The organism is Ensifer sp. EB106-03-01-XG145 (assembly GCF_058792075.1).
Window position 1 is genome coordinate 1,655,824 of record NZ_JBYTEC010000001.1, and the last position, 11,088, is coordinate 1,666,911.

Here is an 11,088-nt window from a genome sequence, read left to right on the forward strand (position 1 = left end):
AAAAACTCTCGCTTGCAAGCGTCTATACCGTCAATGGCACGGTTTAATGAAGTGGTTTTCATAGCCGAAACAGCTGGATGAGAATATAAGGGAATGTGCGTATGCTTGGCTTCGTTACGACATGCCGGGCCCATCGGTGTCGTATTTGCCTGGGAGGGTGGCGATGGGATTGGAGCTGACGAACAGGGCGGTGCCGCAGCCTGACGACGAGGGCGTCATCCGGCAACCGGACCATCGGCCGGGTGTCGTTGCGGCGGCGGTCTATGAAAACGGCGTAAGGGTACGCGATATCGGCATCGAAGATGCCGGCAAATGGCGCTCGCGGCCGGGCGCGGTGGTCTGGATTGGGCTGCATGAGCCTGATGCGGAACTGCTGCGCCAGATACAGCAGGAGTTCGACCTGCACGACCTGGCGATTGAGGACGCCTGCAAGGCGCACCAGCGGCCAAAACTAGAGATCTATGGCGACTCGATCTTCGTCGTGGCGCGCACCGCCCACATGGTTGGTGACGAGATCGCCTTCGGCGAGACCCATCTCTTCGTCGGGCGAGGTTATGTCGTCTCGGTCAGGCACGGTGCGTCCACGTCCTACATGGCGGTGCGTCAGCGCTGCGAATCTTCCCCGGCAGCACTCGCCCATGGCGAAAACTATATCCTCTATTCGATCCTCGATTTCATCGTCGACAACTATATGCCGGTCATCGAGGCGATCCATGAGGAGGTCGAGGAACTGGAAGATCGGCTGTTGCGGGAGCGACTGGTCAAGGGTGACATCGAACGGCTCTACTTGATGCGCCGCAATCTTCTCAGGTTGCGCAATGCCGTGGTGCCACTCGTCGATGTCTGCCGTCGCCACGAGCACATCGATCTGCCAGGCATGGATGCGGCGCTGCAGCCGCTGTTCCGTGACGTGACGGACCACGTGCGCCGCGTCCAGGAGGATATCGATGCGTTGCGCGAGGTGCTTGCCTTTACCTTCGAGGCGAGCCTGATGGTCGGGCAATCCGAACAGACGGAAATTTCGCGCAAGCTGGCGTCCTGGGCCGCGATCCTTGCCGTGCCGACGGCGATAGCCGGTATCTACGGCATGAACTTCGACGATATGCCGGAGTTGAAGTTCCGCTACGGCTACTTCGTCGTGCTGGCGGTGATCATCGGTTTGTGCCTGACGCTCTTTCGCCTCTTCCGTCGCGCGAAGTGGCTCTGATCGCGCTGCGCCGTCAGAACAGGCGTAGGCCCTTCAGGCTGACATGCCCATCCTTGCCGATGATGATGTGATCGTGCACGGCGATCCCCAGCGGTTTCGCCGTTTCGACGATCAGCTTGGTCATGTCGATATCGGCGCGCGACGGCGTCGGGTCCCCGGACGGATGGTTGTGCACGAGAATGATCGCGGTGGCGGAGAGTTCGAGTGCGCGTTTGACCACCTCGCGCGGATAGACAGGCGTGTGGTCGATCGTGCCGGTCTGCTGCACCTCGTCGGCGATCAACGTGTTGCGCTTGTCCAGAAACAGGATCCGGAACTGCTCCTTGGTTTCGTAGGCCATTGCCGCGTGGCAATAATCGATGACGGCGCTCCAGGAGGAGAGAAGGTGCTTCTGGCGAAGCTCGCTTTTCAGGGTGCGATGGCCGATGGTGGAGATCAGCTTTAGGTCGAGGGCAACGGCCTCGCCGATGCCGTTCACCTCCTGCAATAGCGCAATCGGCGCGCCGAAGACGCCGGCAAGCGTACCGAAACGGCTGATGAGCGCCTTGGCGATCGGCTTGGTATCCTTGCGCGGGATCAGCCGGAACAAGAGCATTTCCAGGATCTCGTAGTCCGCCAGCGCCGCGTCGCCGTGCTCGCGGTAACGCGCTCTCAGCCGATCGCGATGGCCGTGATAATGCGCTTCGGGCGCCGGCGTCTTCTTGGCCGCCGGTCCCCCGTCCAACTGCAATCGCGGAAAAAACGTCCTCTCGTCCGCCGATGGCGCTTCGTCGCCTTCAGGGGAGATCGGACGCTTCTTCATGCGGCGCCGACGTTGTTGAGGCCCGGCTTGAACAGGCCGGCCGGCGACAACGTGAAGATCTCGCACCCCGCGGCGGTCACGCCGACCGTGTGCTCGTACTGCGCCGAAAGCGACCGGTCGCGGGTAACGGCGGTCCAGCCATCCGAGAGCACCTTCACATGCGGTCGGCCGAGATTGATCATCGGCTCGATAGTGAAGATCATGCCCTCGCGCAATTCGGGGCCTTCGTTGGCGCGGCCGTAGTGCAGGATGTTCGGCGCGTCGTGGAAAAGCTTGCCGACGCCGTGGCCGCAGAAATCGCGCACGACCGAGCAGCGTTCCGCTTCGGCATAGGTCTGGATCGCCTCGCCGATGGCACCGGTGCGAGCACCCGGGCGTACGGCGGCAATGCCGCGCATCAGGCTTTCATGGGTGACATCGAGCAGCCGCTCGGCCGCGCGCTTGATCTCGCCGACCGGATACATGCGGCTCGAGTCGCCATGCCAGCCATCGACGACGTAGGTGACGTCGATATTGACGATGTCGCCCTCGCGCAGCGGCTTGTCGTTGGGGATGCCATGACAGACGACGTGATTGATCGAGGTACAGGAGGACTTCGTGTACCCGCGGTAGTTCAGCGTCGCGGGCAGGGCGCCATTGTCCATGCCGAACTCGAAAACGAAGCGATCGATCTCGTCGGTCGTGACGCCCGGCTGAACGCGCGAAACGAGTTCGTCGAGGCAGCGCGCCGTCACCTGGCAGGCCTTGCGCATGCCCTCAAAATCTTCCGGTGCGTAGAGCCGGATAACGCCGGTGTTTTTGTAGGGGGCAGACCCTGCCTCGATGTAAGTCACCATTCCAAAGCTCTCATTTGTTCCAAGTCGGATTTCATAGAGCAGCGAGGGCGCCTTCGTCCACTGCCATCAATCCGGTCGGACGGATTTGCGTCGGTGATACCTGACATTTGATCGCATAGGCCTCGACCCCACGCGCCATGGCGCGATCGAAGGCTTGCGCATAGGCCGGATCGAAATCGCGGCAGATTCTCAAATGGTCGCAGTCGCCGCGCTGCACAAGATAGATCATGACGGCGCGGTGACCGGCTGCGACCATGTCGCCGAGTTCGTCGAGATGTTTGGCGCCACGTGCCGTCGGACTATCTGGAAACTCCGCGAGACCGGGCGTGCGACTGAAATGCACGTTCTTCACCTCGACATAGGCAAGGCCTCGATCGGCGTCGCTGAGCAGGATATCGATCCGCGAATTGCGGCCGTATCTCTGTTCCCGCGCGAAGCCTTGATATGTATGCAGATCGGAAACGAGGCCCAGCCGAATGGCTTCTTCAGCGAGTCGGTTCGGCAAGCCGGTATTGATCCCGACGAGTGTGCCGTCGGCTTCGACGATTTCGAGCATGTGACGGTATTTCCGCGTCGGGCTGTCGTGTTCCGACATCCAGATGCGCGAGCCCGGCGTCGTCAGGCCTCGCATCGAGCCTGTGTTCGGGCAGGAGCCGGTCATGGCGGTACCGTCGGGCTGGATCGCATCGAAGAGAAAGCGCTTGTAGCGCTGCACGAGGGTTGCCTGTGCGAGCGGCGGGTCGAAGATCAAGACATGTCCTGCAACTGTTTCATGCCCGGGCGCGAACGTACGAGCCCGGCGCTTCCTCGAGCGAATTCAGCGGGCCGCCGGGCTTGCGGGCCGGAACGCGCCTCTTGTCGAGCTTCTCGATCCATTGGTGCCAATGCGGCCACCAGGATCCCGGCGTTTCCTTCGCAGCCTTGAACCAATCGTCAAATTCGCCCTTTGGCGCGCCTCCGGTCCAGAACTGATACTTGCCCTTGTCCGGCGGGTTGACGACACCGGCAATGTGGCCGGAGCCGGAAAGCACGTAGGTGACCTTGCCGCCAAAGGAAGAGCTGCCCAGGAAAACCGACCGCGGCGGGGCGATGTGGTCTTCCTTGGTGGCGAGATTGTAGATCGGGATTTTCACGTCGCCGAGGGACACCTGCCGGCCCGCCAGCATCATCTCGCCCTTCGAGAGTTTGTTCTCGAGGTAGCAATTGCGCAGATAGAAGGAGTGGTTGGCGGCCGGCATCCTTGTCGAATCGGAATTCCAGTAGAGCAGGTCGAAGGGAAGGGGATCCTGCCCCTTGAGGTAGTTGTTGACGAAGTAAGGCCAGATCAGCTCGGAGGCGCGCAGCATGTTGAAGGCGGTCGCCATCTTCGAGCCGTCGAGATAGCCCGTCACGCTCATGTTCTGTTCGATCTGGCGAATCTGCTCCTCGTCGACGAAGACCTTGAGGTCGCCCGCATGGGTGAAATCGACTTGCGTGGTAAAGAGGGTCGCGGAGCGAATGCGATCGTCGCCTTCGGCGGCATGCAGCGCGAGGGTCGCCGCAAGCAAGGTGCCGCCGACGCAATAGCCGATGGCATCGACTTCGCGCTCGCCGGTCGCCTGCTCGACGATATCGAGCGCAAAGCCGATGCCTTCGCGCGCATAGGCTTCCCAGTCCTTGGTCGCATGCCGTTCATCCGGGTTCACCCAGGAGATCACGAACACCGTGTGCCCTTGGTCGACGGCCCATTTGATGAAGGATTTCTGCGGGTTGAGATCGAGAACGTAGAACTTGTTGATCCACGGCGGGCAGATCAGCAACGGACGCTTCAACACCGTCTCCGTCGTTGCTTCATACTGCAGCACCTGGCAGACGTCGCTTTGGGCGATGACCTTGCCTGGCGTGATTGCGATATTCTCGCCGATCGCGAACTTGCTGGTATCCGTCTGCCTCAGTTTGAGGTCGCCGCGGCCGGCGGCGACGTCCTCGGCGAACATCTGCATGCCCTTGACGAGGTTGGCGCCGTTCGATGCGACGGTTTCGCGATAGAGTTGCGGATTGGTGGTGACGAAGTTCGTGGGCGAGAGCGCGCTCGAAACCTGGCGGACGTAGAAAGCCGCCTTGTGCTTGGTGTGATCGTCGAGCCCTTCGGCGTCCTCGACCATGCGCTCGGCCCAATCCGACGTGACGAAATAGGCCTGCCGGATGAAATCGAAGAACGGGTTCTTCACCCAATCCTCGTCGGTAAAGCGCTTGTCAGTGCGCTGGAGAGCGGCAGGCTCCGGCATTCCGACGTCGCCGGACATGCGGTGGAGCGTCCGCGACCAGATCTCGAAGAAGCTGCCCATCAGGTGCGTCTGCGCTTCAAGCGTGCGCCGGGGATCGGAAAGCCAGTACTCGGAGACCTTGGAGAGCGTTTTCACCATGTCGGTGACGGGTTCGGCGAAGACGTCCGATTTCTGTCCCGATTCACGCGGCGCCAGCCAGGCGGAGGCTGCCTTGCCGAGTTGCTCCATGGCGCGGGCGAGGTTGATGGCGAGGCTTTCCGGGTCTTTGACGATATAAGGTTCGACGGATTTGGGGTCGAATCCCGTGAAGCCGTCCTTGCCAGCGGTGCCTTCCGCATTCCTCTCTGCTGTCACCCGGCGTCCTCCACAGCATCTTGTTTGTTTTGTATTTTTACATTCTGCCCGAAAATGATTACAAGGGCTAGCGCATCGTCGCGTGTCAAAACAGAGGTCGTCTTCAGTATGCTTGCCGTCGGAAAACAGCGTTCCATCACCTGGCTTGCCGGGATCGTTCTGCTAGGTACGCTTGCAGGCTGCAACAGTCAGAAGACAAACTTCGAGAACTATCCTTCGGTCTATGGCCAGAAGCCGGCCGCGACGACGCAGATGACCAATGAGGAGGCGGCCGACATGCAGGCGCGCCTGACGTCGCTTGGCGCTGCGCGCAAGTCCGGCGCGATCTCGGAGGCCGAATATCAGCGTCGTCTGAAAGAAATGCGTGCACTCGCCGAACAGCACGGTACCGACACGCTGAAAGAGATCCAGAATTAGCGCTTGCCTTTCCGGTGATTTGGACGCAAAGCGTTCAATGGCCGCATGGACGGCCGTTCACCACAGCGCACGGTTTCCCAAGGCTTGAGCCGCTGGCGGGAGCGTGCGCCAAATGAGGTTTGGAGATGGAAGAGTTTCACAAAGTCCGGCGTTTGCCGCCCTATGTTTTCGAACAGGTCAACCGTTTGAAAGCAAGCGCGCGAGCGGCCGGTGCTGACATCATCGACCTCGGCATGGGCAATCCGGATCTTCCCACTCCGCAGTCGATTGTCGACAAGCTCTGCGAGGCCGTTCAGGACCCGCGCACGCATCGTTATTCGTCGTCGAAGGGCATTCCCGGGCTGCGTCGTGCCCAGGCCGCCTATTACGCCCGTCGCTTCGGCGTCAAGTTGAACCCGGATACGCAGGTCGTCGCCACCCTGGGCTCCAAGGAAGGCTTCGCCAACATGGCGCAGGCGATCACAGCGCCCGGCGACGTGATCCTGTGCCCCAACCCGACCTATCCGATCCATGCCTTCGGCTTCCTGATGGCGGGCGGCGTTATCCGTTCGATCTCGGTCGAACCCGACGAAACGTTCTTCGGGCCGCTGGAACGCGCCGTGCGGCACTCGATCCCGAAGCCGCTGGCGCTGATCCTCAACTATCCGTCGAACCCGACGGCGCGGGTGGCAACGCTCGACTTCTACAAGGACGTAATCGCGTTCGCGAAGAAGCACGACATTATCGTGCTTTCCGATCTCGCCTATTCGGAAATCTACTTCAACGACGCGCCGCCGCCGTCTGTTCTGGAAGTTCCGGGCGCGATCGACTGCACCGTCGAGTTCACCTCGATGTCGAAGACCTTCTCGATGCCGGGCTGGCGCATGGGCTTTGCCGTCGGCAACGAACGGCTGATCGCAGCGCTGACGCGCGTGAAGTCCTACCTCGACTACGGCGCTTTCACGCCGATCCAGGTGGCGGCCACGCAGGCGCTGAACGGCGACGGCAGCGACATCGCCGAAGTCCGCAACGTCTACAAGCGCCGTCGCGACGTGATGGTCGAGAGCTTCGGCAAGGCCGGCTTCGAAGTGCCGCCGCCGGCAGCGACCATGTTTGCCTGGGCAAAGATCCCGGAAAAGTTCCGTCATCTCGGTTCGCTCGAGTTCTCGAAGCTCCTGGTCGAGAAGGCTGATGTGGCAGTTGCTCCGGGCATCGGCTTTGGCGAGCAGGGCGACGACTACGTGCGTCTCGCTCTCGTCGAGAACGAACACCGCATTCGCCAGGCGGCGCGCAACATCAAGAAATTCCTGTCGACTGCCGACGAGACGATGCATAACGTCATCTCGCTCAACGCACACAGGTGATTAAGACGGGAGGCGCGCTACGTGTGCGCCTCCTTCCACGCCGGCACCGCGGTTCTCGCGGCTCGCCCTCTACATGTTAGGAAATGGCTATGGCAGATGCCCTCAAAATCGGCATTGCGGGCTTGGGTACCGTCGGTGCCTCGCTCGTGCGAATCCTCCAGGATCGTCACGAGATGCTTGCGACAACGTGCGGGCGGGCAATCGAGACCACGGCCGTAACCGCGCGCGACCGCAACAGGGATCGCGGCGTCGATCTTTCGAAGGCCACCTGGTTCGGAGATGCCGTTTCGCTGGCGCGGGACGCCGATATCGACGTCTTCGTCGAGCTGATGGGCGGCTCGGGCGATCCGGCCTATTCGGCCGTCAAGGCGGCGCTTGAGCGCGGCATTCATGTCGTGACCGCCAACAAGGCGCTGCTTGCGGCTCATGGCATCGAACTCGCCAAGATCGCCGAGGAGAAGGGCGCGCTGCTTAACTACGAAGCGGCGGTTGCCGGCGGTATCCCGGTCATCAAGGCTCTGCGCGAATCCATGACCGGCAACACGATCTCGCGCGTCTACGGGATCATGAACGGTACCTGCAATTACATCCTGACGAAGATGGAGAAGGAAGAGCTTTCCTTCGAAGCCTGCCTCAAGGAAGCGCAGCGCCTCGGCTATGCCGAAGCCGATCCCGCCTTCGACATCGAAGGCAACGACACGGCGCACAAGCTGTCGATCCTCACGAGCCTTGCCTTCGGAACAGCGATTGCGGCCGACGACATCTACCTCGAAGGCATCACCAACATCTCGATCGACGACATCCATGCGGCAGCCGATCTCGGTTACCGGATCAAGCTTCTGGGCGTCGCACAGCGCACCGACAGCGGCATCGAGCAGCGCGTCCACCCGACGATGGTGCCCTATGATTCCGTCATCGCGCAGGTCGACGGCGTGACCAATGCGGTCGCGATCGAATCCGACATTCTCGGCGAATTGCTGATGGTCGGCCCCGGTGCCGGCGGCAATGCAACCGCCTCGGCGGTTCTCGGCGATATCGCCGACATTGCGAAGAGCCGTCCCGGCGCCCAGCACGTTCCGGCCTTCGGCCGTCCGACCAATGCGCTGCTTCCCTACAAGCGCGCACAGATCCAGAGCCACGAGGGCGGCTATTTCATCCGCCTGAAGGTCGTCGACCGCACCGGCGTTTTCGCCAGCATCGCCACCCGCATGGCGGACAACGGCATCTCGCTGGAATCGATCATGCAGCACTCCAAGCAACTCATGGAAGGCGGCGAGCCGCAGACGATCATCCTGGTCACGCATGCGACTTCGGAGCATTCCGTTCGCGATGCCATCAAGGCGATCAAGGGCGAGGGCTATCTGGTCGGCGAACCGCAGGTCATCCGCATCGAACGCCCGAAGGCGAACTGAGGACGGCATAGCCCTCAGGCCGCAAGGCACGACGGCGCGTAGCGCTGGACTGCCACCGATAGAATGGAAGCCTCGTCGTGCAAGCATGCCGGCGAGGCTTCCTGATTTGGGCAGGGCAGGAGGTTGGTGCCAAAAAGGGATCGCGGAACGTGGATCTCTGTGTATGTCGTTCCAAAAACGGTCACGATTTTCGGGGTTATGCGCTAAGAAACGTTAAGCGCAGGCGGGTGGACGAGCATGGAAGAATTGGTGGATCCGGTACAGCGGGCCTTTCTCGGCGTCGAGCAGTCGATCAGCGGTCAGCGCTGGGTGTCGCGGCTAGATCAGGCCGGCCAGAACCGGGCGCTCGCCATCAGCCAGATCCACGGCTATTCCGATCTGCTCGGTCGCGTGCTTGCCGGCCGCGGTGTCGTGCTTGACGACGCGGCGAGCTTCCTCGATCCGACGCTGCGGTCGCTGATGCCGGATCCCGATACGCTCACCGATTGCCGCAAGGCCGCCGATCGCCTGGCAGTGGCCATCAAGCGGCGCGAAAAGGTCGTGGTCTTCGGCGATTACGACGTCGACGGTGCCGCCTCTTCGGCACTGATGACCCGCTTCCTCCGTCATTTCGGCATCGATGCGGAGATCTATATTCCCGATCGGATATTCGAGGGTTACGGGCCGAATCCCGTGGCCATCGAACAACTGATCGACAACGGCGCCGAACTTATCGTGACCGTCGACTGCGGCTCGACGAGCGATGAATCGCTCGCGGTGGCGGCGAAACGCGGCATCGATGTGGTCGTCATCGATCACCATCAGGTTGGCTCAGCGCTGCCGGCCTGTCATGCGCTCGTCAATCCCAACCGGGAGGACGATCTTTCCGGGCAGGGACATCTCTGCGCCGCCGGCGTCGTCTATCTCGTTCTCGTCAACGCGCTGCGCGTTCTCCGCAATGCCGGCGATGGCCGTGTTGCATCCTTCGATCTGCTGGCGCAGCTCGATCTGGTGGCACTGGCGACCGTCTGCGATGTCGTGCCGCTCAAGGGCCTCAATCGGGCCTATGTCGTCAAGGGACTGATTGCCGCGCGGCACATGGGCAATGTTGGGCTCGCGGCGCTGCTGAGGAAGGCGGCGATCGGCGGTCCGGTCACGCCCTATCACCTGGGGTTTCTGGTGGGGCCACGAATCAATGCCGGTGGCCGCATCGGCGACGCAGCGCTCGGCAGCCGCCTTCTGGCGATGGACGATGCCGGAGCGGCGGAAAAGATCGCGGCGCAGCTTGATGAACTCAACCGCGAACGCCAGGCCATGGAAGCCGTCATGCTGGCCGAGGCCGAGGCCGAAGTTCTTGCGGAATACGGCACCGGCGAGGGCGCCTCGGTGATCGTTACGGCGCGCGAAAACTGGCACCCCGGCATCGTCGGGCTGCTCGCCGCCCGCATCAAGGAAAAATTCCGCCGGCCGACCTTTGCCATCGCCTTCGATCCGAATGGCCGCGGCACCGGCTCGGGCCGCTCGATCAATGGCTTTGACATGGGCAAGATGGTCCGGGCGGCCGTCGATGGGGCCCTGCTGGTCAAAGGCGGCGGTCATGCGATGGCTGCCGGCCTGACGGTGGAGCGTGCGAAGCTCGGCAAACTCCGGCAATTCTTCGAGGAGCGTGCGGAGGCGGCGGTGCGCGATCTCGTCGCCATCCAGACGCTCAAGGTCGATGGCGCGCTCGCCGCCTCCGGCGCGACGCTGGAGCTTATCGATCTCCTGGAACAGGCCGGCCCCTATGGCTCGGCGCACCCGCAACCGGTCTTTGCCTTCCCGCAGCATCGGCTGCGCGACAGCCGGCAGGTGGGCGCCAACCACATCAAGGTGACGCTGGAGGGCCAGGACGGCAGCCGGCTCGACGGCATAGCGTTCCGGGCAACGGAGACGCCACTCGGCGATTTCCTGCTCGCGAGCCGCGGCACGTCTATTCATGTGGCGGGTTCGGTCTCGGCGGACCTTTGGCAAGGTCAGCGCCGCGTGCAGCTACGCGTCACGGATGCGGCGAGGGCCCTGTAACCTCGCCGAACAGGAATCGCTCAGATTTGAGCGGCGGCTGGTGCTCTTGCGAGCAGGGATTGGCACGCCCAACGGGACTCGAACCCGTGTTGCCGCCGTGAGAGGGCGGCGTCCTAACCGCTAGACGATGGGCGCCCATGCTTCTGACTGATGAACTTGCAACGCAGTCTTGCGGCCGTGAGCAATTCAGCTGCGGATATTATGCTTTTTCAGCGCAAACGACGACATAAATCCAACTGCATCGCTCCGGCGACAAGGTCGCGAGATTCGATCGAAAGTGAGCCGCAAGCGCAAGTTTGCTGCGTAGCTATATTGGAGATGTGGGGGAGAAATTCAACACAGTGGCACGCCCTAGGGGAGTCGAACCCCTCTTCCCAGAATGAAAATCTGGTGTCCTAACCGATAGACGA

General features: G+C 62.0%; 9 protein-coding genes and 1 tRNA gene. 5 read left to right on the forward strand and 5 right to left on the reverse strand.

Going from position 1 to position 11,088, the window contains the following annotated elements; all coding sequences use genetic code 11:
- Positions 1-163 precede the first annotated feature (163 nt).
- Entirely contained in the window at positions 164-1,207 is a 1,044-nt protein-coding gene (locus AC3WWH_RS08080) for a magnesium and cobalt transport protein CorA (protein ID WP_082640668.1), read from the forward strand.
- A 13-nt stretch (positions 1,208-1,220) separates the two neighbouring features.
- Here AC3WWH_RS08080 and radC read toward each other — a convergent pair whose 3' ends face one another.
- From radC to phaC, 4 genes are read right to left on the reverse strand one after another with little or no spacing between them, the layout of a single operon-like run.
- Entirely contained in the window at positions 1,221-2,009 is a 789-nt protein-coding gene (gene radC / locus AC3WWH_RS08085; protein ID WP_058320627.1) for a RadC family protein, read from the reverse strand.
- A complete protein-coding gene (gene map / locus AC3WWH_RS08090) occupies positions 2,006-2,845 on the reverse strand; it encodes a type I methionyl aminopeptidase (protein WP_058320628.1) in 840 nt (279 codons plus the stop codon). The genes radC and map overlap by 4 nt, the downstream gene beginning before the upstream one ends.
- A 31-nt stretch (positions 2,846-2,876) precedes the next feature.
- Entirely contained in the window at positions 2,877-3,596 is a 720-nt protein-coding gene (sfsA, locus tag AC3WWH_RS08095; protein WP_058320629.1) for a DNA/RNA nuclease SfsA, read from the reverse strand.
- A gap of 19 nt (positions 3,597-3,615) precedes the next feature.
- The gene (gene phaC, locus AC3WWH_RS08100) at positions 3,616-5,466 is read right to left on the reverse strand and encodes a poly(3-hydroxyalkanoate) polymerase subunit PhaC (protein ID WP_058320630.1); all 1,851 of its coding nucleotides are present in this window, start codon (positions 5,464-5,466) and stop codon (positions 3,616-3,618) included.
- A 108-nt stretch (positions 5,467-5,574) separates the two neighbouring features.
- Here phaC and AC3WWH_RS08105 point away from each other — a divergent pair, with 108 nt between their 5' ends.
- The 4 genes from AC3WWH_RS08105 to recJ all read left to right on the forward strand — a co-directional run bounded on the left by AC3WWH_RS08105 (position 5,575) and on the right by recJ (position 10,678).
- Positions 5,575-5,883 (forward strand): hypothetical protein, encoded by a 309-nt coding sequence (locus AC3WWH_RS08105; protein ID WP_057255859.1) that lies wholly within the window; start codon positions 5,575-5,577, stop codon positions 5,881-5,883.
- Between the two features lie 125 nt (positions 5,884-6,008).
- On the forward strand, positions 6,009-7,226 hold the full coding sequence (locus AC3WWH_RS08110; protein WP_058320631.1) for an LL-diaminopimelate aminotransferase: 1,218 nt from the start codon (positions 6,009-6,011) through the stop codon (positions 7,224-7,226).
- An 89-nt stretch (positions 7,227-7,315) separates the two neighbouring features.
- Positions 7,316-8,638, forward strand: a complete 1,323-nt coding sequence (locus AC3WWH_RS08115; protein ID WP_058320632.1) for a homoserine dehydrogenase — start codon at positions 7,316-7,318, stop codon at positions 8,636-8,638.
- 237 nt (positions 8,639-8,875) lie between these two features.
- Positions 8,876-10,678, forward strand: coding sequence for a single-stranded-DNA-specific exonuclease RecJ (gene recJ, locus AC3WWH_RS08120; protein ID WP_058320633.1), 1,803 nt, complete (start codon positions 8,876-8,878; stop codon positions 10,676-10,678).
- 60 nt (positions 10,679-10,738) lie between these two features.
- Here the strand turns inward: recJ and AC3WWH_RS08125 are convergent.
- A tRNA-Glu gene (locus AC3WWH_RS08125) sits at positions 10,739-10,813 on the reverse strand.
- Between the last annotated feature and the right edge of the window lie 275 nt (positions 10,814-11,088).